A 25,748-nucleotide genomic window follows, 5' to 3' on the forward strand; every position below is an offset into this window, starting at 1 on the left:
TTCGCGGTCTGCGGTCCGCGGTCCGCGGCTCGGACGCGTCGGACCGACCCCGTTACTCGAGCAGGGCGTCGAGTTCGTCCAGCCGGTCGCCGTAGGTCTCGAGCGCGCGGTCGATCGGCTCGGAACTGCTCATGTCGACGCCGGCGATGCGCAGCAGTTCGAGGGGGTACTCGCGGGAGCCCTGCTGGAGGAACTCGAGGTAGTCCGCGGCGGCGCGCTCGCCCTCGTCGAAGATGCGGTCCGTGATCGCGAGCGCGGCCGAGATGCCGGTCGCGTACTGGTAGACGTAGAAGGCCCGGTAGAAGTGCGGGATGCGCATCCACTCGCGCGCGATCCGGTCATCGATGGCGGCGGGTTCGTAGTACTGGGCCTTGAGTTCGCGGTAGAGTTCGTCGAGTCGGTCGGCGGTAAGCGCCTCGCCTTCCTCCTCGAGGCGGTGGGCCTCGTGTTCGAACTCGGCGAACAGCGTCTGCCGGTAGAGCGTCGAGCGCACGCGCTCGAGGAACTCGTTGAGGACGTGTTTCTTGAACTCGGGATCCTCGACGGTCTCGAGGAGGTGCTTGGTCAGCAGCGCCTCGTTGACGGTGCTGGCGACCTCGGCGACGAAAATCTCGTAGCTCGAGTAGACGAAGGGCTGTTCCTCCTTCGTCAGTTCCGAGTGCATCGAGTGGCCCAGTTCGTGGGCCAGCGTGTACATCGAGGTGATGTCGTCCTGGTAGTTCATCAGGATGAACGGCTGGGTGTCGTAGGTGCCGCCCGAGTACGCGCCGGACTGCTTGCCCTCGTTCTCGTAGACGTCGACCCAGCGCGAGTCGAGCCCCTCGGCGACGCGGGACTGGTACTCCTCACCCAGCGGTGCGAGCGAATCGACGACGTACTCCGTCGCCTGGTCGTACTCCACGTCGGGACCCTCGTCGCCGGTCAGGGGCATGTAGAGGTCCCACATCTGCAACTCGTCGACGTCCAGCGCCTCGCGCTTGAGTTCGGTGTGGTGGTGGAGCTTGTCGAGGTTATCGTGGACGGTGTCGACGAGGGTGTCGTAGACCTCGACGGGGACGTTCGGGCCGTCCAGCGCGGCCTCTCGCGCGGTGTCGTAGTTTCGGGCCCGAGCGGTCTTCACGTCCGCCTTGACGCTGTTCTTGTAGGCGGCGGCGACCGTATTTCGGACGGACTCCCACTCGTCGAAGTAGCCCTCGTAGACGCGCCGGCGGAAGTCCCGGTCGGGCCGCTTGAGCAGGTTCGTGAAGTTGCTCTGGGTGATCTCGACCGCGTCCCCCTCGGGATCCTCGACGGTCGGGAACTCCATGTCCGCGTTCGAGAGCATGTTGTACACCTCGCCCGTCGCGCCGGTGACCTCGCTCAGTTCCGCGAGGACTTCCTCGACCTCCGCGGAGCGGGTGTGAGGTTTCATCCGGAGGACGTCGTCGACGTAGTGGTCGTAGGTCTCGAGCTCCGGCTCCGCCTCGACCATCTCGTCGAACTCCTCGCGGGTGAGTTCCTGGATTTCGGGGTCGATGAAGGAGGCCGCCGACTGGGCGTCGGCCGCCAGCGACTGGGCCCGGGCGGTCAGCGCCTGGTACTGCTGGTTCGTCGTGTCCTCGTCACGGCGCATCCGAGCGTAGGCCGACACCGTCGACACCTCCCGCATGATCTCGTCGCGCAGCTGGAGCACTGCAAGCAGCGTCTCGGCGTCGTCGGTGACCTGCCCCTCGTAGGTCTGTAGCTCCTCGACGCGCTCGGCGACGGCCTCGTAGGCCGCCTCCCAGTCCTCGTCGGTCGCGTAGATGCTCTCGAGATCCCAGGTGTACTCCTCGTCGATCTCGGAGCGTTCGGGTACGGAACTCATAGCCTCCGTTTCGGAACGAAGGTGGTAAAGCGTGTCGAAGCCCCACAAACGCAACCGGTGCGCGCCGGTGGCTTTTGCCGCTCGAGGCGGTATGCGTTCGTATGGACGGGGCGGACGACACCGACGGCGATCAGGAGTCTGACCGGGACCGAGAGCCGAATGGCGATCGCGACGGCGAGACGATTGCGACGCTCGAGCGCGCGCTCGGTCGCGCGTGGATCGACGATCGAGCCTGGGAGCTGCTGACGCGATTGACCGAACTCCCCCACCGGATGGGCGGCTCCGTGGGCGAGCGCCGCGCAGCCGAAATCGTCCGCGAGACGTTTTCGGCGGCCGGGCTCGCGGACGTCCGGCTCGAGGAGTTTCCGATGCAGCGGTGGGAACGTGGCACGACGGAGTTCGCCGTTTTAGGCGGCAGTCCGACGACCGACGACGGGCAAAGCGACCAGAACGGACGATCGGACGGCGACGCGACCGACGCAGGTCGGGTCGAGCGCTCGTTCGAGGCGCTCGCGCTCCCGTACTCGCCGCCCGCTGAAGTCGAGGGGCCGCTCGTCGACGTCGGCCATGGAACGCCCGCGGAGATCGAGGACGCCGATCTGGGGGGCGCGATCGCCCTCGCGAGCACGACCACGCCGCAGGGCCAGCGGTTCGTCCACCGCATGGAGAAGTTCGGCCACGCCGTCGACGCGGGCGCCGAGGCGTTCGTGTTCGCCAACCACGTTCCCGGACAGCTCCCGCCGACGGGCGCGTTGAAGTTCAACGCCGAGGCGGCCGTCCCCGGGATCGGCGTCAGCGCCGAAACGGGCGACTGGCTCTCGGAGTACGCCGAGCGCGGCACCCGCGTCCGGGTCCGCGTCGACGCGCGGATCGAGGCCGGCTCGAGCCAGAACGTTCACGGGAAACTCGGCCCGGAAACCGAGGAAGAAATCGTCGTCGTCGCCCACTACGACGCCCACGACATCACCGAGGGCGCGCTGGACAACGGCTGCGGCATCGCGACCGTCGCCGCCGCGAGCGAGATCCTGGCCGACGTCGAGGACGACCTCGAGTGCACGGTCCGGATCGTCGGCGTCGGTTGCGAGGAGATCGGCCTGCTGGGAGCCGAGGCGCTGGCCGACCGGCTGGACCTCGAGTCGGTGCGGGCCGTTGTCAACGTCGACGGCGCGGGTCGGTTCCGCAATCTGCGGGCGCTCGCCCACGGCTCCGAGCCGCTCGCCGATCTCGCCGAGGCGGTCGCGAGCGAGGCGGGACAGCCGATCGTTCGCGAACCCGATCCGCACCCGTTCAGCGATCACTGGCCGTTCCTGCGCGCGGGCGTTCCGTCGCTGCAACTTCACAGCGAACCGTCCGAGGGACGCGAACGGGGTCGCGGCTGGGGTCACACGACCGCGGACACGCGGGACAAAGTCGATCGGCGGAACCTGCGCGAGCACGCCATGCTGACGGCGTTGCTGGTACGCGAGTTAACGCACCGGTCGGTGCCGCGAATCGACGAGGACGAATTGCGCGAGCGGCTTCGAGAACAGGAGTACGAGCCGGGGATGCGGGCTGCAGAAATTTGGCCGCCGGCGTGGGACTGAGCGCGACGTTCGGACCGCTTACGCGGGTTCGCTGTCGGCCTCGTCCGCCGCGTTCGGGGACTCGTTGCGGTCGGTCACGCCCGGCAGGTTTGGGTCGCGGTACGGGTTGCGGCCGTAGGCCGGGAGGTCGTCGTCCAGTTGCTCCTTCAGCACGCGCCGGAGCCGGTTCAGGCTCGTCGTATCGAGCCCGTACTTCGAGGCGAGCCGCTTGAACGTCTCCTCCTCGGTGATGTCGTGGGCCCGATACTGCGCGAACAGTTCCTCCATGCGGTCGGCAGACAGCGCCTGCGCGTCGATGTCGTCCAGCCCGAAGTACGACCGCCGGTCGACGTCGACCACATGGCGGATCACGACCAGCGCGACCTTCTCGATCGCGCGCTGGCTGCCGAACTCCGTCAGGTCGATCTCGTCCATGACGCCGAGCGCGAGGTCCCGTTGCCACGGCGTCACCTCGAGCGCGTTACACAGCGCCTGCGTGGTTCGCAGGCGGTCCAGCCGGTGGGCGCGCTCGCTGTAGCCCGGCGTCGCCGCGTGCTGTTCGTCGTGGAGGCGGCGGACGCTCTCGGAGAGGTCCGCGTCGGGGGACTCCGCGCGACCGATGACGGTCGCGCTGGGCGTGACGACGCCCCACTGGCGGACTGTCGAGTCGCGCTGGACGTCCGCGCGGGAGAGCGATCCGGACCCGGGGCGGGTCTCGAGGCGGCGTTCGGGGTCGGGGTCGACGCCGGTGCCGGACGCTCCGTACGACGCGTCGCCGTACTCGTCGGCGACGGCCGCGTCGCGGCCGACACCGTCTGGACCGCCCGGGCCAGGTTCGGAACCGTCGTCTCTCATCTTGGTATTCGCTCAGACAGGGAGACGGAAAAAGGCTCGCTCGTTTCCGTCCAGTATTACGAGTCTGATAATAATCGTCCGCGAGCGAGTCAGCGCCGTCGCTGATCGATCGGTGTCGCCGTCGCGAGAAGCCCTTCGTAGCTTCACCTTGTGACCAGAGGCACTTAAAGAACTGCGGAGAACGGGATCGAGTTCGGACTCGATCCGTCCGACGTCGCGGCAGCGACGAGCCGGCGGCTCGGACGGATCGGATTCCCGAGAATGCCCTTCGTATCTCTACCTTGTGTCGAGAACGACTTAAAGGGCCGCGGGGAACGGGACGGCTCGAGACGAGATGCAGAGAGACGGCCGTCGCTATCGAATTCGGAACTCGAGAAGCGACGACCTCTCGTCATAGCTCTACCTTGTGACCAGAACCACTTAAGCGAGCGACGCCGTTCGGCTCGCAATCAGCAGCACGGCCGTTGGTGCTGTCAGGAGTTGCTAGCAGCCGGCGGATACCCTCGCTTGAGCGATATCACTGCTGAGAACAGGGTACTGTAGAACGCTTCCCGTCATAGCACCACCTTGTGACCAGAGTGACTTAAAGGAGCGTCGACGATCAGCGACCGACTGTCACGTTACGACGAGTCCGATCGTCCCACCGCCGCGATTACGTCGTCGATGAACGCGTTCAGCCGCTCGCGATCGGGTCCGTCCCGCGCGTGCACTGCGGGATCGATTCGCTTCGGCGGGTGGGCGAACTCGCGTCCGACCTGATCGCCGACGCGGACGCCGCCTTCTCCCCGCCGTTTCCGCTCGAGGAGCGCCTTCGCTCGCTCGATTCGATCGGCGTCGAAGACCGCCGGCGCCTGTTCGGTCAGGAACTCCTCGAAATCGATCGCCGACAGCTCGTGCGCGCCCCGTTCGCCGGTCGCCGTCAGGTAGCGGGCGTACATCGCCGCGCGGCACACCGTGAGGTTCCGTTTGACCGTTCGCCGGGTCTGCGTTTCCTCGAATCGGTCGTCGTCGGCCGCGATCGTCCGCGTTCCGCCGTCGCTCTCGGCCGCTTCGACGAGATACCCGTTCGCGGTCCGCTCGAGGATCGGGAAGACGACGTCGTCGCTGCGGACCAGGTGATCGGAGAGGTACTTCCGGTAGTTGTTCGCGGCGATCGCCCGCCAGTCGTGGTAGCAGTCGATCGGGTTGTACGCGCGCGTGATGTACTTCGCCAGGTCGTCGGGATCGTAGGCGACGCGGTACCGAATCGGACTCCGCAGGAGCTCGATCGCGCTCTCGTTGGAGTCGGCGAGCAACTCCGCGAACTTGCGGACGTTCAGCCCCTGGAACTCGACGTCGCCAGCGCCGTCGGCGATCGTCTCGCTCGCACCCTCGAGATGTGCGTAGGTCCGGAGGTCGTCGGGGACGTAGACGAAGCCGACGTCGTAGTCGCTTGCCGGGCTCGCGGCGCCCCAGGCGTGGCTCCCGCGGGCGACCGCGAACGCGACGGTAATCTCGCGGCGCCGCTCGAGGGCGGTGAGTCGCTCGTCGATCCGCTTGCGGACGCGGTCCGGAACGGGTACCATCGGCTGATCGGGATACTGTGCTGCGGAAAGGACAGCGAGGACTGGGAGAATCTCCCTTCGTAGCTCCACCTTGTGACCAGAATCACTTAAAGGAAGACCGACTCAGTAGGATGGCCGGTGCTCGAGCGTCATCGGTAGCGACGGAGATTCGGAGACGAAAATTCGGCCGGATGCAGTCCGTCGCATCTTCCCCTTGCGAGCAGAGACACGGAAAGCGACGCGAGTTCCGGTGCGATGGGCCGTCGAACTCGAGAGTCGACACTGGAAACGAACCCTGTCTCGAGAAGCGGTGATCTCCCGTCATAGCTCCACCTTGTGACCAAAACCACTTAAAGCGGAGCGAGGTTGCTCACCGGTCCGAGACGGAGTGCGCGTTCGCCGGTCAATCGCGGTCCGCGTCCGGGCCCACGTCCAAGTTGGCACCCACCCTTTTGTCGATTCGACGCGAACGCCCGACCATGGTAACGCTGTACCAGCTCGACGGCTGTCCGTACTGCGAGGCGGTCGCCGACCGGCTCGAGGAACTCGACGTCGACTACGAGAGCGTCTGGGTCGACGCGCTCCACTCCGAGCGCGACGAGGTCAAGCGCGTCTCCGGCCAGCGGCAGGTACCGGTCATCGTCGACGAGGAGCACGGCGTCACGATGGCCGAATCCGAGCGCATTCTCGACTTCCTCGAGACGAGCTACGTCTGATTACGTCGCGTCCGATTCCGTGTCCGACGCCGACTCCGCACCCGGAGTCGGACCCCCGCCGACCGCCACCTCGAGCGCCTGCGGAGCCGCCTGTCCGAGCCTGACTCTGGCCGTCTCGGGACGACAGTTACTCGAAGACGACCGCGCCGTTCTCGTCGGGGACGGTCGCCCCGTCCTGTGCGGCGAACGCCTCGCGGAGCTCGTCGTACGTGTCCTCGAGCGCCTCGACGATGACCGTCGTGTCGCTGATGACCGGCATGAAGTTCGTGTCCCCCTCCCAGCGGGGCACGACGTGGGTGTGCAGGTGATCGTCGATCGAGCCGCCGGCGCCGTCGCCGAGGTTCAGCCCGGCGTTGAACCCGTCGGGCTCGAGCGCCGTCTCGAGCGCGTCGAAGGTGCGCTGTTTCAGTCGCGCGTGGTCGAGCAGTTGCTCGTCGTCGAGTTCGCCGTAGTCACCCGTGTGCGCCCGGGGGATGACCATCGCGTGCCCCGGGTTGTAGGGGTAGTTGTTCAGCATGACGAAGGCGTGCTCGCTGCGCGCGACGAGCAGGTTCTCCCGATCGGTCTCCTGCTCGGGCAGCTCGCAGAAGACGCAGTCCTCAACGTCGGGGTTTTGATCGTCGCGTCTGATCCACTCGATCCGCCACGGTGCGAACACCTGCTCCATACGCGGGGGCATTCGCGCCGACCCTATACTGGTTGCGCACGAGCGCGCCGTGGGGCGAGCGGTGGCAAGAACTGCCGCCGGCGGCCGCCGGTAATAGCAAATTACTACTATTTCAGGAAATTCCTGTCTGCGTTACATACGCGCTGAGAAACACACATAAACGATATCGAACTATCTCAGCGCGTTTCGTGCCGGAGCGGCCTGCTCCGGCCCGTTTCGACTCACGACTCGAAATGAAGCGGGCCTTTAAGCTAAGACTAACGCAAGTAAACCGGTAATGGCAACGACAGATGACTCATTCAATGGGATGACCGAATACTGTGATGACTGCGACCTGGAGACGCTACACGAAGTGTCCGTCCAGATCCGAACGGAGAGCCTCAAGGAGGAGAACTCGCAGTTCTCCCGCGAGCCCTACCGCGTCAGCGAGTGCCAGCGCTGTGGCAATCGCACGAGCCAGCGGATGAACAACGCCTGAGCCGGCGGCGCCGTACCGAATCAAAACCGAACTGTCGACCCTGATCTCTCTCCGCTTCAGTACTCCAGGTCGCCGCCCGCGGGGGCGCACCGGTTGGGAACCGTGACGCTGGGTTACTGGCCCTTCGTCGTTACTTCACAGCCGTCCTCGGTCACGATGATCGTGTGCTCCTTCTGACTGACGAGGTAGCCGTCGTCCTCCTGGAGCACGGGGTAGCCGTGGACGATGTCGTTGCGCTTGAGGCGGCGCAGCGCCATCTCCGGCCGGTCCGTCTCGAGCCAGCGCGTCGCGAACGGCAGCGTCCGGAACTGCTCGGTGATCTGGTCGAGCGCCTCGCGGGCCTGTCGGTTCCGGACGGTGCCCTCGTGCTCGAGCGCGAAGATCTCCTCGCTGGCGCCCTCGGTGACCTTGCCGCCGCCGTCGGTCGCAAAGGGTTCGATGGCGACGACGTCGCCGACCTCGAGGGTCGCCCCCTGCGAGACGGCGCGGTTGGGGATGTTGGGGCCGGTGTGCTGTTCCCAGTGGCCCAGCCCGTGGCCGGTGAGGTTGACGACGGGGTTGTAGCCGTAGCCGTCGATGACGTCCTCGATCTCGGCGCCGATCTCGCCGGTCTCGACGCCGGGTTCGACGACCTCGAGGGCGGCCTCCAGGGCCTGTTCGGAGGCTTCGGCCAGTTCGGGGTTCCCCGAGAGGTCGACGGTGATTGCGGTGTCGGCGAGCCAGCCGTCGACGTGGACGCCGATGTCCAGGTTGACCATCTCCTCGCCGAAGGTGGTCTCGTCGTCGATCGACGGCGTGGCGTGGGCGGCCTCCTCGTCGATCGAGATGTTGACGGGGAACGCCGGCTCGCCGCCGAGCTCGCGGATGCGCTCCTCGGCGAACTCGGCGACCTCGAGGTGGCTCGCACCGACCTCGACGCGTTCGGCCGCCTCCTGGCGAACCTGCGCGAGGATCTCGCCCGCTTCGCGGTGTTTCTCGTACTTCTCGGACTCGAGGTCCACGTCTGCGTCGGATTCGGCCATGTTCCCGGGTTGGACCGGTCGACAAAAAGAGGTTCCGCCTCCGACCGGCCGGAGAATGCCGTCGTTTGCGCCGCTAGCGTGGCGTAAACCGACCGGAACGTGACGAAACGGTCGCGACGAATTATGCCGCACGGCACCGTCCTCCCGGACGGCGCGAGAGCGCCAGTCCCCCGGGCGATCAGTTACGACGAGCGTCGTGATCGTGAATCGGACGCCTCGAGACCGCCGGTCGTCCTCGTCCTCGTCCGTCCGCAGGTGGGCCCGTTCGCGGTCTCGAGGCGGATCCGTTCGGATTCGGAGCGCGGACGATCAACGCCGGCGGTTTGCTCGCGCCGTTTGCATCGCCTCGCTGTTGTACGCCGAGCCAAGTCTCCCGTCCGCGTCGACGGCGATGACGCCGGCGCTCGAGCCGGTCAGTTCGGCGAACTCCTCGATCGCGGTTTCGGCCGCCGTCTGCGCCTCGAGGTCGCGTTCGACGTGGCCCGCGACCCGACGCGAGAGGGTGACTCGAGCGATGTCCTCGCCCGCGCCCGTCGCGCTCACGGCCGCGGCGGGCGAACAGTAGAAGCCGGCGCCGACCTGCGGGACGTCGCCGACGCGTCCGGCGAGCGCGAGCCAGCGGCCGCCGGTCGAGGTCGCCGCCGCGAGGGCGTCGCCGTCGGTCGCGACCGCGCCGACGGTGTCGTGAGCCGTCGGATCGTTGCTCGTCGGCCCTCGTCCGTCGTCCTGATCGCGGCCGTCGGGGTCCAATTCCGACCGGCCGTACCGCTCGCGGATCCACTCGAGTTCCGCCAGGGTCCCGCCGGTCGGGGGCTCGAGGGCGGCCCACTGCTCGCGCGTGCGGTCCGTCCAGAGGTCGACGCCGGTTTCGATATCGAACGCCTCGGCCAGCGAGACGGCGTGCTCGCCCGAGACGAAGCCGTGGGGCGTTTCCTCCATGACGACGCGGGCGACGCTGACCGCGCGCTCGACGCCGGGCATCGAGCAGGCCGCGCCGACCGATCGGTCGTCGGTCATGATCCCCGCGTCCGTCCGGATCTCGCCGTCGCTCTGGACGGCGCTTCCGACGCCGGCGTTGAACCGCGGCGAGGACTCGAGGACCCGTACAGCCTCCTCGACCGCCTCGACCGCCGTCGACCGCTCCGCGCCGGTTTCCGCTGCGCGCTCGAGGACCGCCGCTCTGGGTTCCGGCTCGTCGGGATTGCCGCCGGCGCCGCCGTGAACGAGTACCTGCATACGCGGTCCGACGGACGCCCGGACTAACGGTTTTCGGGGATCGTACCAAAACCCCCACACTTACGACGGCGGCTTGTGAACCGACGGCGACGATGACGCCGGTCGCCCTGCTCGTCGCGTTCTGCGCCGCCATGTCGGCGATCGCGCTCGGCCGAGCGGTGCTCGGCGAGACCCGCGATCCGATCGACGTCGGGACGGCGCTGGTCACCGTCGGGATCACGATCGGGAGCGCGCTGTGGATCGGTATCCTCGAATCCTGGCTGACGGCCGTCGAAGGAAGCGCCGTCGCGATCCTCGGGGCGACGGCGATCGGTCTCGGCGTCGCGAGGATCGTTCGGTCCTGGAACGACGCCGTCGTCGGAAGGGGACCGCGGTGCGATCGAGACAAATCTTCACGATAATAGAATACGGATGTGCGCCGTTCTACCGCCGTTCTCCGGCGATTCCCGCCGGTCTGAAATTGGGATTTTCAGTTTCAACGCACCCGTCATACAACGAATGTTTATAATGCGGTGATCCGACCTCCGACGGGATTTTCGCGCCGATACGCGCTGTCTCCCACCGTTATCGACGAATACGACCCCTGCTAATCGACGAACGACGTTTACGGACCGCGAGAGAAATGGTAGGTCTTTTACCCCCATCGGGACACCGTGCAGACGAGATGAGCTACGACAAGATCGAGGTCCCTGACGACGGGGAGAAGATCACGCTGAAAGAGGGTTCCGAGGACGAACTCGAGGTGCCCGACAACCCGATCATCCCGATCATCCACGGCGACGGGATCGGCAAGGACGTCGGCCCCGCCGCACAGGAGGTCCTCGAGGCCGCCGCGGAGGCCACCGGCCGCGAGATCAACTGGATGCGCGTCTACGCCGGCGAGTCCGCGCGCGAGAAGTACGGGGAAGACGTCAACCTCCCCGACGAGACGGTCGAAGCCATCAAGGAACACCGCGTCGCGATCAAGGGCCCGCTGACGACGCCCGTCGGCGCCGGCTTCCGCTCGCTGAACGTCGCGCTGCGCCAGACGCTCGACCTGTACGCGAACGTCCGGCCGACCTACTACCTCGAGGGCGTCCCGTCGCCGATGTCCGAGCCCGAGCAGATGGACATGGTGACCTTCCGGGAGAACACCGAGGACGTCTACGCCGGCATCGAGTGGGAGGAAGGCACCGAGGAAGTCGAGAAGGTCCGGGACTTCATCGAGAACGAGATGGGCTTCGACTCGACCATCCACGAAGGCCCCGTCGGCATCGGCATCAAGCCGATCACCGAGAAGGGCTCGAAGCGACTGGTCCGCGAGGCCATCGACTACGCCCTCGAGCACGACCGCGACAAGGTCACGCTCGTTCACAAGGGTAACATCATGAAGTTCACCGAGGGGCAGTTCTCCGAGTGGGGCATGGAGGTCGCCGACGAGGAGTACCCCGACGACGAGGTCTTCGCCGCACCCGACTCGCTGTGGGAGGAGCAGGACGACATCGACATCCCCGAGGGCGCCGTCATGGTCGAGGAGCGACTGGCCGACGCGATGCTCCAGTGGATGCAGCTGCGCACCGACGAGTTCGACGTGCTCGCCATGCCGAACCTCAACGGTGACTATCTCTCCGACGCCGCGGGCGCCCAGATCGGCGGCCTCGGCATCGCACCTGGTGGCAACTTCGGCAAGGGTCGCATGCTCGCCGAGCCCGTCCACGGCTCCGCGCCCAAGCGCGCCGGCCAGGACATGGCCAACCCGACTGCGATGATCCTCTCCGGTCGCCTGATGTTCGACTACCTCGGCTGGGACGACGCCGCCGACCTCGTACGCGACGCCGTCGAGGAGACCATCTCCTCGGGCAAGGTCACCTACGACCTCGCCCGCCAGCGCGAGGACGCCGAGAAGCTCGCGACCAGCGAGTACACGGCTGAAGTCGTCGACAACATTCAGAAGCTGTCGTAAGTCGCGCCACCGACGACCGCAGTCATCACTCTATTTCGTCTTTATCGCTCTCCCGTCTGCTGAGAGCGTTGTGCGCTCCGGCACCGCTCGAGCCGTGTCGTAACGTTCTCACGACGCGACTCCCTACCCCGTCGCGATGACCGACGTATACGTCGTCGACGACGACGAGCAACGGACGGACGCCTTCGCCGTCCGCCAAACCGTCTTCGTCGAGGAACAGGGCGTCGACGAGGACCTCGAGTACGACGAGCACGACGAACCGGACGCGGACGCGGTCCACTTCGTCGCCTACGCCGGCGGCCAGCCGGTCGGGGCCGCGCGGCTGCGTGAGTACGAGACCGACGACGGCGACGTCGTCGGCAAAGTCGAACGCGTCGCCGTCCTCGAGTCCCACCGCGAGGCCGGCGTCGGCCGCGAACTAATGGATGCTACTGAGACGGCGGCTCGAGAACGGGGATTCGGGGAGATTAAACTCCACGCTCAGACGCGAGTCGAGGGATTCTACCGTTCGCTCGGATACGAAAGTCGCGGCGAGGAGTTCGAAGAAGCCGGCATTCCACACGTCGAGATGCACAAGTCGCTCGACTGAATCGGGAACGGAACCGACCGCGCGATAGCGCAGTAGGGTCGGTCGTGAGCGTTCGACGGTGTCTTCTTCACTCCGATAGCTGCGCTCGAGCGTACTTCCCGACGAGCCCGACGATCGCCAGCGCCATCGCGGCCGCGAAGACGATCACGAACGCCGAAGCCGGCTCGGTCGCCGTCCCGAGTTCCTCGAGGACGAACTCACCGGCGAGGACGGCTGCGACGCCGAACAGCACGAGGCCGCCGAGGTTCTCGAGGAGCGAGTTCGTTTTATGCTCGGGGACGACGTCGGAATCGTTCAGCAGGTAGAGGATGACGGCCAGCGCGAACGGCGTCCCGACGAGGCCGAACGCCAGCACGAGGACGAGCACCTGCAGAAACGCGCCCTGCAGGAACGCCCCGGCGGCCGACGCGAGCGCGACGGCGACCACCGCGCCGCGGTAGCGCGGGTCCTCGACGGATCGGTCCCAGCCGAGTTTGTCGGCAAGCAGGTACGGCGGGACGATCGTGTTGCCGCCGAGCGTCGACACCGCGGCGCCCCAGAGGCCGAGCAGGAAGAGCCACATCGCGTACTCGCCGGCGACCGGCTCGAGCGCCTGAGCGGCCTGAATCTCGTCGACCGAGGCCGGATCGACGCCGGCCTCGGGGAGGATACTCGCCGCGACGAGGAAGACGGCCAGGCTGAAGACGCCGAACGCGACCAGCATCGAACTGACGACGTCGAAGGTCGCGATGTCGCGGTCGCGCTCGGTCCAACCGCGGGCGCCCATCGTGTAGCTCTGCATCGTCAGCAGCGTGATGTGGACCGCGCCGCCGAGGATGCCGGCCGCGACGGCCGCGCCGCCGAGACCCGAGCCCGGAATTTCGGGGACGAGCCCGGTCGCCGCCGCCGCCGCGGGATCGATCGGCGCAACGAGCGCCGACGCGATGAAGGCGAGGACCACCAGCGAGACGAGCACCTTGGCGCCCAGTTCGGCGATGCGATAGCCGCCGCCCGCGAGGCCGAGTGCGAGGATCACGGCCCACGCGATCCCCCAGAACCGCGGATCGGACAGCGCGGCGATTCCGATTCCCGCGCTGCCGACGATCGTCGCGCTGACGTCCGCCAGCGTCAGCATGATCGCGAGCTGGGCCAGTCCCGCCGCGAGGACGGCGTCGATCACGAGGGCCCACGCCCAGAACGAGCCGAGGTGCTCCTCGACGACCGCGACGATGCCCCGCTCGGTCAGCAGTCCCAGCCGCATCGCGAGGTACTGGCCGGTCGCGCCCAACACCGCCGAGAGGAGGACGACCCACAGCAGCGCGTAGCCGTAACTCGCCCCCGCGACGACCAGACTGGCCATCGTCGCCGGCCCGGCCGCGATCGCGCCGGCGAGCCAGGTCGGCCCCAGTCGTCTGCAAAACCGTCCGATCCGTCCGAGCGTCCATCCCTCCGTCTGCGTCTCGGTTTCCATCGCCAGTACTTGCGAACTGAGCTATATAACTGGATAGTATTTGGACGTGGTATGGGGTTGATCACAGGCCGAGTGGATTCGTCCGACTCGAGTCGAACCAGCGGTCCACCGCGATCAAACCGTTCACTGTCGGCGAGTACAACGACCGCACTCGAGCGTGCGGCCCGCGAAAAGAAGGCTGCAAGCACCGCTGTTCGCGCTCTACTCGTCCTGCCAACTCGGATTCTCTCGCGGTGGGCTGAAGATGTCGACGCCGCGGACCGGTTCGTCGCCGCGGTTCTCGGCCGCGTGGGGCTGGTCGCCCGGGATCGCGTAGGAGTCGCCCGGACCGCAGGTGAGCTCCTCGCCGTCGGTCAGGAAGGTCAGTTCACCTTCGTAGATGAAACCGGTCTGTTCGTGCGGGTGGCTGTGCTCCTCGACGGTTGCGCCCGGTTCGATCTCGAAGTGCTGGACGTTCATCGACTCGGTGCCGGCCAGCAGCGCCAGGTTGACGCCGTCAGCGGCTTCCGTCGCCTCGAGGTCGTCGAGTGAGACGCGTTCCATACCGGCTAGCAGCGACGGTCTCGGACATAGTTCCTCGGGTCCCGGTGGCGTCGGTGTCGGTCCAATCGGAAGCAGTGGGAACCACTTCCGCCGCGCGTACCGAAGGTTCAACTACCGCCCGCACCCACCTCGAGACGAGCATGTACGCCGTCGTCGGCTGTAGCGAGTGTTCGAACCTCTGGATCATCGAGGGCCGTTCGGAGACGACCCAGTGTCCCCGCTGCGGCGCCCGGAAGGCCTACGAGAAGCGCAAGAAGTTCGTCGAGACCGACGACGCGAGCCACGCCCGCGACGTGCGCGCCTCGATGCTCGCGAACCGCCAGGGCGAGGGCGACGCCTTCGCCGAACTCGACTCCTTCGACGCCCTGGAGGACGAGGTCGCCGACGGCGTCGTCGACGACGAGGAGTACCTCAAGCAGTCCGGACTGGATGTCGACGAGGTCGAAGCCGCCGGCGACCGCGATCCGCGCGGGCCGACCCGCAGCGGCAGCAAGAAGGAGATCATCCGGGACGCGCTGCGGGAACTCGAGCGGCCGACCGAAGACGAGGTAATCGAGTACGCCGGCGAGCGCGGCGTCTCGGCCGAGGACGTTCGGAAGGGCCTTGAGAAACTCGCCCGGCGCGGCGACGTGAGCGAGAGTCGGGGCCGGTACCGACTACTGTAATCCTATCACGGTAGACTCGAGAGCTGTCTGTTATTCTGCGTCGGTGGGTTGCGACCTATCAAAAAGGTAATTAGTATTAACAGCCACTGGTTTCGCGAAGGTGATGGAGATTGCATCCGGAAACTGAGACGCGCGCTTCGCGAGCGCTCGAGTCTCGTCCGCGACGGCTGACGCGGCGCAAAGCGATTGCTTTCGGCGGGACCGTCTTCGGGTCGCTGGTCGCCGGCTGTCTGGGGTTCCAAACGGACAATTCGATACCAATTCCGGAGGTGACCGTTACGCTCGATAACTGGAGCGACGAATCGCACGTCTTCCACCTGGCCATCGAAACGGCGATTGGCCTCGGGGACTGGCACTCTCGGACGGTACCGGGAGGTTCGGAGGAGCAACTGACGGTGTCTCCCTCTGAAGCCGAAGCGCACGGTCCGTTTACGCTCCACGCCGTAGTCAACGACCGCGCGAACAGCGCGAGTCCGGTCGTGGATCCCGCGGAGGAGGAGGGTGTCGAGGCGGTGTGTCCCCGTCTGGAAATTCGGTACGACGGCGAACAGTTGGCTCTAAATCAGTATATGGGTTCGATGCAGTGTTGACTCGCCGTTCTCCTGATTCTATCGCGTCATTTCCATATCACATTGCCCTCGAGACGGGTGCAGTATCGAAGTCGCTACCGCCCGAGATCCTCGTGTGCGCTCGCCAGATGTCGCGACGAGAGCGCCGCGAGCAAGGAGAGTTCGCCGGCCAGCGCGCCGACCGCGATGATCTCGGCCAGCGCGTCGGCGTTCGAGCCCGGCGGATCGCCGCCGCCCCGCAGGCCGAGGATGTCCAGCGCCTCGGCCTGCGTCGGCAGTTTGGTGCCGCCGCCGACGGTGCCGACCTCGAGGGAGGCCAGCGAGACGCTGGCGTAGAGGTCTGCGGGGCCGTCGCCGTCTGAGTCGCGCGTGTCCATCGTCGTGATCGCGTTCGCGCCCTCGACGACCTGGGCCTCGTCCTGACCGGTCGCGAGGAAGGCCGCGGCGACGACGTTGGCGGCGTGGGCGTTGAAACCGAGGCTGCCGGCCTTGGCGCTGCCTGTGAGGTTCTTCCGGGTGTTTGCCTCGACGATGGCCTCGGCGGTCGTGTGCAGGCGCTCCTCGACGAGTTCGCCGGGGATGACGACGTCGGCCGTCACGGAGCGACCGCGGCCCTCGACGGCGTTGACCGCGGCGGGTTTCTTGTCCGAGCAGAGGTTTCCGGAGAGCGCGACGAGGTCGGCCGGCGTCTCGTTCTCGACGACCTCGCAGGCCTCGCCGGTCGCGATCGTGGCCATGTTCATCCCCATCGCGTCCTTGGTGTCGTAGGCGAACCGCAGGTAGACCGAGTCGCCGACGACGTAGGGTTCGACGTCGATCAGTTCGCCGTGGCTCGTCGTGGACTCGGCGGCCTCGCGCAGCGCCTCGACGTTGTCATCGACCCACTCGACCGTCTCGGCGGCCTCGGCGACGCCCTCGACCCGGAAGACCGGGGCGCGGGTCATGCCGTTTTTCGTCACCCGCGCGTCGGCGCCGCCCGCAGAGCGGATCACCGAGAGTCCGCGATTGACCGAGGCCAACAGCGCGCCTTCGGTCGTCGCGAGCGGGAGGTAGTGCTCGCCGTCGGCTGCACCCCCCTCGATGGGGACGGGACCGACGACGCCCATTGGCACCTGCGCCGCGCCGATCATGTTCTCGATGTTCGGGTCGGCCCGCTCGGCGTCGAACGTGTAATCGCCGACCGCCTCGAGGTCGGCGTCCGTCTCCCGCTCGACGAGCCGCCGGCGCGCTTCGGCCGCGACGTCGTAGTCGGCGTGCTCCTCGAGTTCGTGGATGCGGAGGTCGCCGTCCTGCACCCGGTCGGCGAGGGTTGACGGGTCCGGATCGGTGTCCGAATCGCTAGTCATGAGTCAGAGGAGCGGCCGCCCGGTCCTAAGGATTGCTGATTTCAGCGTTGGGTCGACGCGGTGATACTGCTTGGGCGCCGGTCCCGCTCACGGCGCAGTATCCGCCATACTCGAGCGGTATCCCTCTAGCACTTCGTAACAGAACAGGCCTACGACTGCAGCGATGCCGATCGCGCCGAGCAGTGTGTACTGGAGCATCTCGAGGTCGGCGAACGCGGTCGTCCACGACCAGTGGACGTCAGCGCTACCGACGCTTACGAGTGCGAACACGCCGCAGAAGGCGACGGCGAACCGCACTCGCGTCCGCGGTGACACATCCCCGTCGCCGGCGGCCGCGAGGTACAACTGCGGGAGGACGACCGGCAGTCCGTAGACGACGAGAAACGTGACGAGCGGGTTGTTGCTGACTGGGACTCCGATCGCGTTCTCGAGGACGAGCAGTCCGACGACCGCGAGCACGAAGAGGACGAACGAACCGGCGATGACGCGGTTCTCGCAGGAGACCATACGAACGAATCGGGGCGCGGAACTATCAACGTTGCTTTTTGTCTACCGATAGACACGTACCTCTTGATTCTCGTGCTACCGCGAGCGAACGGCCGCCTTCACAACCGTTTTGCGCCTCGCACGCGCGCTTGCAAGCATGACCGAGGCCGCTGACCGCCTGTTTACGAACGCGGAGATCCACTCGCTGACGGAGCCCGATACCGTCTACGAAGCGATGGCCGTCCGCGACGGCGAAATCGTCCGCCTCGCGGACGCCTACGAAGTCGAGTTCCTCGCGGGCGTCGAGACCGAGGTGATCGACTGCGGCGGACGGGTCGTCCTCCCCGGATTCATCGACGCCCACACGCATATGGAACAACTTGGCCAGCATCTGGTCCACGCGGACCTCTCGCAGGCCGACGGCGTCGACGAGTGTCTCGAGTTGCTCGCCGCGGAGGCGGAGCGCACCGCCGACGACTCGGCCACCGACTGGATCCTCGGCTTCGGCTACGACGAAAGCGAGTGGGGCGACCGCTCGAGCCGGCTCACCCGCGCCGACCTCGACGCGGTCAGCGAGGAGCGGCCGGTCGCCGCCCTGCGGGTCGACCTGCACACCGCCTCCTTGAATTCGGTCGCCCTCGAGCGACTCGCGGACGACCTGCCGGAGTCGGACCTCCACTACGAGGACGGCGAGCCGACCGGCGTCGCCGTCGAGGACGCCGCCGAAGCCGTCCGCCGAGAGCTGACGGCCGATCGCGAGGCGATGCGCGAGGTGCTTACGGCGGCGACTGAACGCGCGGTGGAACTCGGGGTCACCGGCGTCCACGATAAGGTCCGCAATTCCAAGGCGCCCCGCGTCTACCGCGAACTGGCCGCCGACGGCGACCTCCCGCTACGCGTGCGGATCGACTACTGGAGCGACCACCTCGAGAACTTGGTCGATGTCGGACTGACCACCAACGCCGGCGGCGACCTGGTGCAGACGGGGGCGATCAAGTCCTTCTCGGACGGCAGCCTGGGGAGCCAGACGGCGAAGCTCCGGGAGCCGTACGCGGACGCCGACGACGGAGCGGAGCGCGGCCAGTGGGTCGTCGACCCCGACGACCTCGCCGCCCTCGTCGAGCGCGCCGACGAGGAGGACTTCCAGCTCACCGTCCACGCCATCGGCGACGAGGCCATCGAGGAGACGCTGACGCGACTTGAGGAGACCGCCGATCCCGCCGGAAGCCGCCACCGGATCGAGCACGCCGAACTCGCGACCGACGAGCAGTTCGAGCGCATGGCCGAGGCAGGCATCGTCGCCTCCATGCAGCCGAATTTCCACCGCTGGGCGGACGACGGCGGTCTCTACGATCAGCGACTCGGGGAGGAGCGGCGCAAGCGGACGAATCGCTTCCGACGCGCGTTCGAGGCGGGTGCTCCCCTCGCGTTCGGCTCGGACTGCATGCCGCTGGATCCCCTGCTTGGCGTCCACCACGCGGTCAACGCGCCGACCGAGGCTCAGCGGCTGTCCGTCACCGAGGCGCTGCGCGCGTACACGCGCGGCGCCGCCTACGCCGGCTTCGACGAGGACCGGGTCGGTACCCTCGAGGTCGGCAAGCGGGCGGATCTGGTCGTGCTCGAGGAATCGCCGTGGGAGCACGCCGACCGAATCGACGAGATCGACGTGGCGATGACCGTCGTCGACGGGGAGCCGGTCTTCGACGGTCGCGACGGGTAGCGGGTCCCGCGGCGTGGCGGGGCGAGTTCTCCAGTCGAGAGCGTGAGCGCCAGAACCGAGTAGACCGTTCGGTGTCAGAACCGGTACCAAGCCTCATTGCCCCCGGCGGACAACCTCGAGGTATGAGCGCCTCGCGCGTCATCGCCGAACTCACGCTCGCCCATCCGGAGCTCGTGCTCGCGCCGACGATCGAGGCCGTGCCCGAGGTGACCGCCGAACTCGAGTACCAGACGATCGCCGGGCCGGGCGAGTACTACCTCTTCTTCGAAGTCCACGGGGGCGATTTCGATCGCTTCGACCGGGCGCTTGCCGACGATCCGACGGTGTCGGAGCCGTCGATCATCATCGACGGCGGTGACTTCCGCGTGTACCGGATGCGCCTGACGTCGAGGGAGCGACTCGTCTTGCCCCGCGCCGCCGAACTCGGCATGCGCGTCCTCCGCGCGGAGAGCGCCCCCGGCGGCTGGGCGGCGACGCTCGAGGTGCCCGATCTCGACGACTTGCGTGCGTTTCGAGATCACTGCCGGGCGAAGGACGTCGACGTTATCGTCGACCGGCTCTATCACGCCGACGATACCGGCCCGAAATCGGGCGGCGCCTACGGGCTGACGCCGGTTCAGGGGGAAACCCTCGCGGCCGCGTACGACGCCGGCTACTTCAACGAACCGCGGGACGCCTCGATCGACGACCTCGCGGAACGGCTCGACGTCTCGTCGTCCGCGGTCAGCAGCCGACTCCGCCGGGGGATGCGCGTACTCATCGAAAATACGCTCCGCCGGTGACGCCGGTTCGCCGGCGATCGCCGCGGGTTTCGGGACGGGGTCGGCACATAAAGCCGGGCATATGCCGCACGCCGATTCAATCGTTCGACGCGCGTACACTTCTCATGCGCTCCGTCCTCGCCGATCGGTCACCCGTCCATCGCACGCACTTCGATCCGTCCGCGCCCGACCAGCTGCTGGACGCCGTCGTCACCGCGGTCGCGACCGTCGCCGACCGCGACCCCGCCTCGATTCCGCCGCTGGCCGAAACGGCCGATTTCGGCGCGCTCGGGGCGCTGATCGACCACGCACGGCGAACCGGGTCTCCGATCGAGGCGACCGCCATCGTCGAAGGACTAGACGTTCGGGTGCGCTCCGACGGTCGAATTCTGGTGTACGATCGTCCGGGGGAGGATGCCGTCGCGGCGCCCGCGTTGCCGCAGTCGTCACCGTCCGGGTCCGAAGCGGCGTGCGAGTCGGGGTCCAACACCGACGCCGACGCCGACACCGAAAGCGACTGAGGGCGCTCCCGTCACGTCGGCCGCTTCCGCTTGCGCATTCCGGTAGAGCGGCTTTCCCGGGTGCCGTCCTCAGTGTCGAGCGTCACCGATCTACTATGGCGTCCGATACGAGCTACACCGACTTCGTGGGCGAGGTACAGCACCGAATCGAGGCCGGCAGGCAGGCCGAAGCCGTCCGCACGACCCGGGCCGTCCTCGAGACGCTCGGCGAACGCATCGAGGAGGGCGCCGCGACGGACGTCGCGAGCCCGCTGCCGATGGAGATCGACCGGTACCTGCTCGAGGTCGATCACGGCCAGCAGTTCGACTTCGACGAGTTCGTCACGCGGGTCCACGAGCGGTTGAACTACGAGGATCTGGACCTCGAGACGGGGTACGGTCAGCCCTCGGGCGTCGACGAGTCCGATGCGGTGTACCGGGCCAAGGCGGTCGTCGCGCTGCTGAGCGAGCAGGTGCCCGGCGACGAGATGGCAAACGTCGAGGATCAACTGCCCGGGGAGTACGGGGAGCTGTTCGAACTCGTCGACGCCGAGACGACGCCCTGGGAGCAGCAGGGATAGCGGGTCGCGCGCGACGGCGGCGTCGACCTCGAGCAGCGCCCTCGTTTCTGATTCCGTCCCGATCCGTTACCGTTCTCGGCTCCCGCTGCCACGGCGCGGAGCGCGATCCGACGCTCCGTGCAAACACTCGATGTCGTCACCCGCGCCGGTCGTCACGGTCCCGCCGTCGCAGCCGAACCCCTCGTAGCGAGCCGCGGCCACGACGGCGCCGGTCGCGTCCCTGACGCGGACGGTTCCGTTCGGCTCCAGGGCGGTTCCGGCCGCACCACCCTTGGTTCCGCCGCCCGCGTACCGGAGGTAGACCGGCGGACTCGACAGGAGGGTCGAATCGTCCCCGCCGCCGCGGACGACCGCGAGTTGCGCACCGGCCTCGAGCGTCAGGTCCGTAATCCGGTACCGCCGATCGGCGGGGTACTCGAGGACGTATCCCGAGACGTTCCGGGGTTCGTCGGCGTCGTTCTCGAGGACGACGTACGGGCCGTCGATGAACTCGCGATCCGCGTCGGCCGCGTAGACGCCGGCGACGCGAAGGCCGCCGTCGGTCCCGGCCGACTGGTTCCGGCTCCTGACCGTCTCGAGGCAGCCACAGAGGCCGACGGCGACCCCGGAGGCGCTCGCCGCGAGGAGTTCGCGTCGGTTCACGGGTAGTTCTCGTTGGGTCAGACTAAAGCCCTGGTCCAAGGTTAAATTGCGATTTCAACTGATCACTCGAGGGCGACCCGCCGTCTCGTCTCGGCCGACTCGTAGGCGGCTTCGATCGCGCGCAGATCTGCGAGGCCGTCGACACCGTCCGGTTCCGGCTCGGTGTCCGTGAGCACGCAGTAGCCGAAGTAGTCGAACTCCTCGCGGACCTCGTCGACCGGCGGCCCGGTGTACTCCGTTCGCATCTCGCCGCTCTCGACGACGATGTCCTGTGGAACGACGCCGCCAAACGGCGACGAGATCGCGATCTTCCCGTCGGTGCCGACCAGCTCGAGCTGGCTGCTGGCGTGGGCGTCGAAACTCGCCGTACACGAGGCCGTCGCCCCCGTCGGGAACTCCAGTTGGAAGGCGACGTGTTCGTCGACGTCCGCGAACGGGCCGCCGCTCGAGTGGGTCGTCGCGTAGGCGGCCGTCGGATCGCACTCGAGGATGTATCGCGTGGTGTTCAGCGGGTAGACGCCGAGGTCGACCAGCGCCCCGCCGCCGGCGAGGTCGGGGTCGAGCCGCCACGTGTCGGGGCCGGCGTGGTCCAACAGCGGATGCGCGAATCCGCCGTGGACCTGCACGACGTCGCCGATGACGCCGTCGCGGACGCACTCGCGGGTCCGGCGGACCACCGGCTCCGTCTGGAGTCGGTAGGCCGTCATCAGCGTCACGCCCTCGTCCCGGCAGGCGTCGACGATCTCCTCGGCGCGGTCGACCGTCGTCTCGAGGGGTTTCTCGCAGATGACGTGTTTCCCGTGCTCGGCGGCGGCGATCGCGTACTCGCCGTGGGTCGCGTTCGGCGTCGCGACGTAGACTGCGTCGTACGTCTCCGCGTGATCGCCGGTTCGAAACGCGTCGTAATCGATGACGTGTTCGACGTCGAACCGCTCGGCGAGCGTCCGCGCTCGGTCCGGCGATCCCGTGACCAGCGCCGTCGTCTCGCAGTACCGGCCGTCGGCGATGCCGGGGATCGCGCGGTTGCGAGCGAAGCCGCCGATTCCGACGACGGCGAGCCGAACCGTGCCGTCGACGTCTTTCTGCTCCCAGTCGCGGCGCGTGAAGTGATCGAACGCGTCCTCGAGTCCCATACCCCCGCTAGGAACTGGATCGAAAAGACGCCAATCCACGACGGCCGGACAATCCGGCTCGAGAACCTATCTCTCGGCGCGAAAGACGACATTCTACGCTTCGGTACCGAAACTAGCCGGTGGTAATCTCCCGGAATCGGGTATCGAAGGAAAAAATTATTCAATAGTGGCCTGTGAGGTGAGAGTACCCACAGGTGTCGCACGATGGTCACAATGGAAACGACGGAACTGGAGACCGATCTGAGTCTGTTCAAATACGACAACCTCGAGCAGTTACCGCCCCGCTATCGCGAGCTCGAGGAGGACGAGCGAACGGACCGTATCGAAGCGGCGCTCGAGGAGTTGGGCGACGACGTCGTCGTGCTGGGACATAACTACCAGCGCCGGGAGATCGTCGAGCACGCCGATTTCGTCGGCGACTCCTACCAGCTCTCGAAGCAGGCCGCCGAGGCCGACGCCGAGTACGTGGTCTTCGGCGGCGTGACGTTCATGGCCGAGAGCGCCGACATCATCACGGACGACGACCAGACGGTGATCCTCCCGTCGATGGAGGCGTCGTGTCCGATGGCCGGGATGGCCGAAGCCCTGCAGGTCGACAGCGCGTGGGCCGAGATCACCGCGGCCGCACCCGACGCCGACATCGTCCCGATCACCTACATGAACTCCTACGCCGACCTGAAGGCCTTCTGTGCGAGTCAGGGCGGACTCGTCTGCACGTCCTCGAACGCACACAAGGCCTTCGAGTACGCCTTCGAGAAGGGCGACAAAGTCCTCTTTCTGCCCGACAAGCACCTCGGGGAGAACACCGCGCACCGACTCGGTATGGAGGACGAAATCGCCGAGTGGGACCCGTGGGATCCCGAGGGGAAAGACGCCGAGGAAGTCGCCGAGAGCGACATCATCCTCTGGGACGGCTACTGCCAGGTCCACGAGCGCTTCCGCGAGGATCACATCGAACAGATCCGCGAGGACCACCCCGACGCGAACGTCGTCGTCCACCCCGAGTGCCGCCGCGAGGTCGTCGAAGCCGCCGACGTCGTCGGCTCGACCAGCACCATCTGCGAGACCGTCGAAACCGCTGCTCCCGGCGAAACGTGGGCCATCGGCACCGAGATCCACCTCACCAACCACCTCCAGCGCTGGCACCCCGAGGTCGAGGTGCTGCCGCTCTGCGGCGAGGCTTGCATGGACTGCAACGCCATGCGCCAGATCGATCCCAACTACCTCGCGTGGGTGCTCGAGGAGCTCGTCGAGGGCCGGGAACGCAACGTGATCGAGGTCGCCCCCGAGGAGAAGGAACTGGCCGAAGTGGCGCTCGATCGAATGCTCGAGATCTAACGACACCGGAGATCGATGACTGATACTATTCAAACTCGCGAACCCGAAACGACGGACGTCCTCGTCGTCGGCAGCGGCATCGCCGGCTGCGCGGCCGCGCTCGCCGCCGCTCGTGAGGGTGCCGACGTACTACTCCTGACCAAGGCCGAACGCCCCGACGACGCCAGCACCGACTGGGCACAGGGCGGCATCTCGACGACGCGGGGCGACCCCGAATCGCTCAAGCGGGACATCATCGCGGCCAGCGACGGCACCGCCGACCCCGAGGCAGTTGACGTGCTCGTCGACCACGCCGACGATGCGGTCGAGGACGTCCTCATCGATACGCTGGGAATCGATTTTGACGAGGCCGAGGGCGACGACGAGTTCGACTACGCCCGCGAGGCCGCCCACTCCGAAAAGCGCATCCTCCACGTCGACGCCTCGACGGGCTCGCACATCCTGCGGCCGTTCCTCAACTACGTCGACGACCACGTGCGCATCGCGGTCCGGCAGGACACCGCGGCGCTCGAGCTCATCACCCACGAGGGACGGGTCCACGGCGTCGTCAGCGACGAGGAGCCCGACGGCCACCCGATCTACGCCGGCGCGACGGTACTGGCGACCGGCGGCATCGGTGCCCTTTACTCGCGGTCGACCAACCCCGACGACGCGACCGGCGACGGGATCGCGATGGCCGCGCTTGCAGGGGCCGACGTGGCGGACATGGAGTACGTGCAGTTCCACCCGACCGCTTACGTGGGGGACGATCCGTTCCTGCTCTCGGAAGCCCTGCGCGGCGAGGGCGCCGTCCTCCGAAATGCTGCGGGCGAACGGTTCATGCCCGACTACCACCCCGACGCCGAACTCGCGCCCCGCGACGTCGTCGCCCGCGCGGTCGCGACCGAACGCGCGGAAACCGGCGAGGTCGTGCTGGACGTCAGCCCCCTCGCATTCGAGACCGACTTCCCCGACCTCGCGGAGAAGTGCCGCGAGCGCGGCCTCGAGGGCGACGAGATTCCGGTCGCGCCCTGCGAGCACTTCTGCTGCGGCGGAATCGATGTCGATGACCGCGGCCGCGCGACGCTCGACCGGCTCTACGCCGTCGGCGAGTGCGCCCGGACCGGCGTCCACGGCGCGAACCGGCTAGCGAGCACGAGCCTGCTCGAGGGGCTCGTCTGGGGGCTGCGAGCGGGCGAGGATGCGGCCGCCGCAGACGCCGCGCCTAAGGTCGTCGAAGCGCCCGACCTCCTCAACCGCGATCCCGACCTCCCCGAGCGGTTCGCCGCCGAGAAGTTCACCCGCCTGCAGGCGACGATGGACGAGTACCTCGGCCTCGAGCGCGATCCGGACGAGATCGCCCGCGCGAGCGGCGTCCTCCGGCGGCTCAAGGGCGAGGTCGACGCGTACATCCGGACGCGGACGTCGCGGGACCTCTACGAACTCCGAAACGCCAGCGTCGTCGCACTGCTGATCGCCCGGGCCGCGAGCGAGAACACCGAGTCGCGGGGGTGTCACTACGTCGTCGACGATGGCGATGAGCCGACCGCGGAGCAGCCGGCGGACGACTAACCTGCC

At 67.3% G+C, this 25,748-nt stretch carries 25 protein-coding genes; 13 read left to right on the forward strand and 12 right to left on the reverse strand.

Annotation, left to right across the window (positions count from 1 at the left end):
• Positions 1-52: 52 nt before the first annotated feature.
• On the reverse strand, positions 53-1,846 hold the full coding sequence (pepF, locus tag ACYQ26_RS04440) for an oligoendopeptidase F (RefSeq protein ID WP_459807425.1): 1,794 nt from the start codon (positions 1,844-1,846) through the stop codon (positions 53-55).
• A 101-nt stretch (positions 1,847-1,947) separates the two neighbouring features.
• On the opposite strand from pepF, the gene ACYQ26_RS04445 reads away from it, so the two are divergent.
• The gene (locus ACYQ26_RS04445) at positions 1,948-3,429 is read left to right on the forward strand and encodes a M28 family peptidase (protein ID WP_459807428.1); all 1,482 of its coding nucleotides are present in this window, start codon (positions 1,948-1,950) and stop codon (positions 3,427-3,429) included.
• Between the two features lie 18 nt (positions 3,430-3,447).
• Here ACYQ26_RS04445 and ACYQ26_RS04450 read toward each other — a convergent pair whose 3' ends face one another.
• Both ACYQ26_RS04450 and ACYQ26_RS04455 read right to left on the reverse strand, forming a co-directional pair.
• Entirely contained in the window at positions 3,448-4,263 is an 816-nt protein-coding gene (locus tag ACYQ26_RS04450; protein WP_459807430.1) for a DNA-directed RNA polymerase subunit epsilon, read from the reverse strand.
• Positions 4,264-4,883: 620 nt separating this feature from the next.
• A complete protein-coding gene (locus ACYQ26_RS04455; protein WP_459807433.1) occupies positions 4,884-5,828 on the reverse strand; it encodes a nucleotidyltransferase domain-containing protein in 945 nt (314 codons plus the stop codon).
• 458 nt (positions 5,829-6,286) lie between these two features.
• Between ACYQ26_RS04455 and ACYQ26_RS04460 the strand changes: the two genes are divergently transcribed.
• Complete coding sequence (locus tag ACYQ26_RS04460) at positions 6,287-6,523, forward strand: glutaredoxin family protein (protein ID WP_459807436.1); 237 nt, start codon at positions 6,287-6,289, stop codon at positions 6,521-6,523.
• A gap of 127 nt (positions 6,524-6,650) precedes the next feature.
• On the opposite strand, the gene ACYQ26_RS04465 is transcribed toward ACYQ26_RS04460, so the two are convergent.
• A complete protein-coding gene (locus tag ACYQ26_RS04465; RefSeq protein WP_459807439.1) occupies positions 6,651-7,190 on the reverse strand; it encodes an HIT family protein in 540 nt (179 codons plus the stop codon).
• 277 nt (positions 7,191-7,467) lie between these two features.
• Between ACYQ26_RS04465 and ACYQ26_RS04470 the strand changes: the two genes are divergently transcribed.
• The gene (locus tag ACYQ26_RS04470) at positions 7,468-7,668 is read left to right on the forward strand and encodes a DUF7835 family putative zinc beta-ribbon protein (protein ID WP_459807442.1); all 201 of its coding nucleotides are present in this window, start codon (positions 7,468-7,470) and stop codon (positions 7,666-7,668) included.
• A gap of 113 nt (positions 7,669-7,781) precedes the next feature.
• On the opposite strand, the gene map is transcribed toward ACYQ26_RS04470, so the two are convergent.
• Entirely contained in the window at positions 7,782-8,690 is a 909-nt protein-coding gene (gene map, locus ACYQ26_RS04475) for a type II methionyl aminopeptidase (RefSeq protein WP_459807445.1), read from the reverse strand.
• Between the two features lie 309 nt (positions 8,691-8,999).
• On the reverse strand, positions 9,000-9,926 hold the full coding sequence (locus ACYQ26_RS04480; protein WP_459807448.1) for an isoaspartyl peptidase/L-asparaginase: 927 nt from the start codon (positions 9,924-9,926) through the stop codon (positions 9,000-9,002).
• Between the two features lie 92 nt (positions 9,927-10,018).
• Here ACYQ26_RS04480 and ACYQ26_RS04485 point away from each other — a divergent pair, with 92 nt between their 5' ends.
• The 3 genes from ACYQ26_RS04485 (at position 10,019) to ACYQ26_RS04495 (ending at position 12,457) form a co-directional block, all read left to right on the forward strand.
• On the forward strand, positions 10,019-10,327 hold the full coding sequence (locus ACYQ26_RS04485) for a hypothetical protein (RefSeq protein ID WP_459807450.1): 309 nt from the start codon (positions 10,019-10,021) through the stop codon (positions 10,325-10,327).
• A 263-nt stretch (positions 10,328-10,590) separates the two neighbouring features.
• Positions 10,591-11,868, forward strand: a complete 1,278-nt coding sequence (gene icd / locus ACYQ26_RS04490) for an isocitrate dehydrogenase (NADP(+)) (protein WP_459807453.1) — start codon at positions 10,591-10,593, stop codon at positions 11,866-11,868.
• 136 nt (positions 11,869-12,004) lie between these two features.
• Complete coding sequence (locus ACYQ26_RS04495) at positions 12,005-12,457, forward strand: GNAT family N-acetyltransferase (RefSeq protein ID WP_459807456.1); 453 nt, start codon at positions 12,005-12,007, stop codon at positions 12,455-12,457.
• A 67-nt stretch (positions 12,458-12,524) separates the two neighbouring features.
• Here ACYQ26_RS04495 and ACYQ26_RS04500 read toward each other — a convergent pair whose 3' ends face one another.
• On the reverse strand, positions 12,525-13,907 hold the full coding sequence (locus ACYQ26_RS04500) for an NRAMP family divalent metal transporter (protein ID WP_459807459.1): 1,383 nt from the start codon (positions 13,905-13,907) through the stop codon (positions 12,525-12,527).
• Between the two features lie 201 nt (positions 13,908-14,108).
• On the reverse strand, positions 14,109-14,450 hold the full coding sequence (locus tag ACYQ26_RS04505) for a cupin domain-containing protein (protein WP_459807461.1): 342 nt from the start codon (positions 14,448-14,450) through the stop codon (positions 14,109-14,111).
• A gap of 140 nt (positions 14,451-14,590) precedes the next feature.
• On the opposite strand from ACYQ26_RS04505, the gene ACYQ26_RS04510 reads away from it, so the two are divergent.
• Positions 14,591-15,115 (forward strand): DUF5817 domain-containing protein, encoded by a 525-nt coding sequence (locus ACYQ26_RS04510; RefSeq protein ID WP_459807463.1) that lies wholly within the window; start codon positions 14,591-14,593, stop codon positions 15,113-15,115.
• Between the two features lie 664 nt (positions 15,116-15,779).
• On the opposite strand, the gene hmgA is transcribed toward ACYQ26_RS04510, so the two are convergent.
• Together hmgA and ACYQ26_RS04520 are read right to left on the reverse strand one after the other, a co-directional pair.
• Entirely contained in the window at positions 15,780-17,030 is a 1,251-nt protein-coding gene (gene hmgA, locus ACYQ26_RS04515) for a hydroxymethylglutaryl-CoA reductase (NADPH) (protein ID WP_459807465.1), read from the reverse strand.
• 87 nt (positions 17,031-17,117) lie between these two features.
• On the reverse strand, positions 17,118-17,537 hold the full coding sequence (locus tag ACYQ26_RS04520) for a hypothetical protein (RefSeq protein ID WP_459807467.1): 420 nt from the start codon (positions 17,535-17,537) through the stop codon (positions 17,118-17,120).
• A gap of 136 nt (positions 17,538-17,673) precedes the next feature.
• Between ACYQ26_RS04520 and ACYQ26_RS04525 the strand changes: the two genes are divergently transcribed.
• From ACYQ26_RS04525 to ACYQ26_RS04540, 4 genes are all read left to right on the forward strand, one after another.
• Positions 17,674-19,236, forward strand: coding sequence for an amidohydrolase (locus ACYQ26_RS04525; RefSeq protein ID WP_459807469.1), 1,563 nt, complete (start codon positions 17,674-17,676; stop codon positions 19,234-19,236).
• A 122-nt stretch (positions 19,237-19,358) separates the two neighbouring features.
• Positions 19,359-20,018 carry a helix-turn-helix domain-containing protein gene (locus ACYQ26_RS04530; RefSeq protein WP_459807470.1) on the forward strand — a complete coding sequence of 220 codons (660 nt, stop codon included), beginning with the start codon at positions 19,359-19,361 and terminating at the stop codon, positions 20,016-20,018.
• A 104-nt stretch (positions 20,019-20,122) separates the two neighbouring features.
• The gene (locus ACYQ26_RS04535) at positions 20,123-20,518 is read left to right on the forward strand and encodes a HalOD1 output domain-containing protein (RefSeq protein ID WP_459807472.1); all 396 of its coding nucleotides are present in this window, start codon (positions 20,123-20,125) and stop codon (positions 20,516-20,518) included.
• 95 nt (positions 20,519-20,613) lie between these two features.
• Positions 20,614-21,078 carry a DUF2267 domain-containing protein gene (locus ACYQ26_RS04540; protein WP_459807474.1) on the forward strand — a complete coding sequence of 155 codons (465 nt, stop codon included), beginning with the start codon at positions 20,614-20,616 and terminating at the stop codon, positions 21,076-21,078.
• 66 nt (positions 21,079-21,144) lie between these two features.
• Here the strand turns inward: ACYQ26_RS04540 and ACYQ26_RS04545 are convergent, their stop codons facing one another.
• Both ACYQ26_RS04545 and gfo6 read right to left on the reverse strand, forming a co-directional pair.
• On the reverse strand, positions 21,145-21,720 hold the full coding sequence (locus ACYQ26_RS04545; protein ID WP_459807476.1) for a lamin tail domain-containing protein: 576 nt from the start codon (positions 21,718-21,720) through the stop codon (positions 21,145-21,147).
• A gap of 62 nt (positions 21,721-21,782) precedes the next feature.
• Entirely contained in the window at positions 21,783-22,853 is a 1,071-nt protein-coding gene (gene gfo6 / locus ACYQ26_RS04550; RefSeq protein WP_459807478.1) for a D-xylose 1-dehydrogenase Gfo6, read from the reverse strand.
• A 204-nt stretch (positions 22,854-23,057) separates the two neighbouring features.
• On the opposite strand from gfo6, the gene nadA reads away from it, so the two are divergent.
• Positions 23,058-24,191, forward strand: a complete 1,134-nt coding sequence (gene nadA, locus ACYQ26_RS04555) for a quinolinate synthase NadA (protein ID WP_459807479.1) — start codon at positions 23,058-23,060, stop codon at positions 24,189-24,191.
• 15 nt (positions 24,192-24,206) lie between these two features.
• Positions 24,207-25,742: an L-aspartate oxidase gene (locus ACYQ26_RS04560; RefSeq protein ID WP_459807481.1), complete on the forward strand. Its 1,536-nt coding sequence runs from the start codon at positions 24,207-24,209 to the stop codon at positions 25,740-25,742.
• Positions 25,743-25,748 lie beyond the last annotated feature (6 nt).

The organism is Halopiger thermotolerans (genome assembly GCF_054654555.1).

What these genes read in the sequence shown, in the direction of transcription:
- ACYQ26_RS04460 (WP_459807436.1), top strand. Translation starts at nt 6,287, where the DNA reads ATGGTAACGCTGTACCAGCTCGACGGCTGTCCGTACTGCGAGGCGGTC.
- ACYQ26_RS04535 (WP_459807472.1), top strand. Translation starts at nt 20,123, where the DNA reads ATGCGCTCCGTCCTCGCCGATCGGTCACCCGTCCATCGCACGCACTTC.
- ACYQ26_RS04445 (WP_459807428.1), top strand. Translation starts at nt 1,948, where the DNA reads ATGGACGGGGCGGACGACACCGACGGCGATCAGGAGTCTGACCGGGAC.
- ACYQ26_RS04450 (WP_459807430.1), bottom strand. Translation starts at nt 4,263, where the DNA reads ATGAGAGACGACGGTTCCGAACCTGGCCCGGGCGGTCCAGACGGTGTC.
- map (WP_459807445.1), bottom strand. Translation starts at nt 8,690, where the DNA reads ATGGCCGAATCCGACGCAGACGTGGACCTCGAGTCCGAGAAGTACGAG.
- ACYQ26_RS04560 (WP_459807481.1), top strand. Translation starts at nt 24,207, where the DNA reads ATGACTGATACTATTCAAACTCGCGAACCCGAAACGACGGACGTCCTC.
- icd (WP_459807453.1), top strand. Translation starts at nt 10,591, where the DNA reads ATGAGCTACGACAAGATCGAGGTCCCTGACGACGGGGAGAAGATCACG.
- ACYQ26_RS04485 (WP_459807450.1), top strand. Translation starts at nt 10,019, where the DNA reads ATGACGCCGGTCGCCCTGCTCGTCGCGTTCTGCGCCGCCATGTCGGCG.
- ACYQ26_RS04530 (WP_459807470.1), top strand. Translation starts at nt 19,359, where the DNA reads ATGAGCGCCTCGCGCGTCATCGCCGAACTCACGCTCGCCCATCCGGAG.
- nadA (WP_459807479.1), top strand. Translation starts at nt 23,058, where the DNA reads ATGGTCACAATGGAAACGACGGAACTGGAGACCGATCTGAGTCTGTTC.
- ACYQ26_RS04505 (WP_459807461.1), bottom strand. Translation starts at nt 14,450, where the DNA reads ATGGAACGCGTCTCACTCGACGACCTCGAGGCGACGGAAGCCGCTGAC.
- ACYQ26_RS04540 (WP_459807474.1), top strand. Translation starts at nt 20,614, where the DNA reads ATGGCGTCCGATACGAGCTACACCGACTTCGTGGGCGAGGTACAGCAC.
- ACYQ26_RS04480 (WP_459807448.1), bottom strand. Translation starts at nt 9,926, where the DNA reads ATGCAGGTACTCGTTCACGGCGGCGCCGGCGGCAATCCCGACGAGCCG.
- pepF (WP_459807425.1), bottom strand. Translation starts at nt 1,846, where the DNA reads ATGAGTTCCGTACCCGAACGCTCCGAGATCGACGAGGAGTACACCTGG.
- ACYQ26_RS04455 (WP_459807433.1), bottom strand. Translation starts at nt 5,828, where the DNA reads ATGGTACCCGTTCCGGACCGCGTCCGCAAGCGGATCGACGAGCGACTC.
- ACYQ26_RS04470 (WP_459807442.1), top strand. Translation starts at nt 7,468, where the DNA reads ATGGCAACGACAGATGACTCATTCAATGGGATGACCGAATACTGTGAT.
- ACYQ26_RS04465 (WP_459807439.1), bottom strand. Translation starts at nt 7,190, where the DNA reads ATGGAGCAGGTGTTCGCACCGTGGCGGATCGAGTGGATCAGACGCGAC.
- ACYQ26_RS04520 (WP_459807467.1), bottom strand. Translation starts at nt 17,537, where the DNA reads ATGGTCTCCTGCGAGAACCGCGTCATCGCCGGTTCGTTCGTCCTCTTC.
- ACYQ26_RS04495 (WP_459807456.1), top strand. Translation starts at nt 12,005, where the DNA reads ATGACCGACGTATACGTCGTCGACGACGACGAGCAACGGACGGACGCC.
- gfo6 (WP_459807478.1), bottom strand. Translation starts at nt 22,853, where the DNA reads ATGGGACTCGAGGACGCGTTCGATCACTTCACGCGCCGCGACTGGGAG.
- ACYQ26_RS04510 (WP_459807463.1), top strand. Translation starts at nt 14,591, where the DNA reads ATGTACGCCGTCGTCGGCTGTAGCGAGTGTTCGAACCTCTGGATCATC.
- ACYQ26_RS04500 (WP_459807459.1), bottom strand. Translation starts at nt 13,907, where the DNA reads ATGGAAACCGAGACGCAGACGGAGGGATGGACGCTCGGACGGATCGGA.
- ACYQ26_RS04525 (WP_459807469.1), top strand. Translation starts at nt 17,674, where the DNA reads ATGACCGAGGCCGCTGACCGCCTGTTTACGAACGCGGAGATCCACTCG.
- hmgA (WP_459807465.1), bottom strand. Translation starts at nt 17,030, where the DNA reads ATGACTAGCGATTCGGACACCGATCCGGACCCGTCAACCCTCGCCGAC.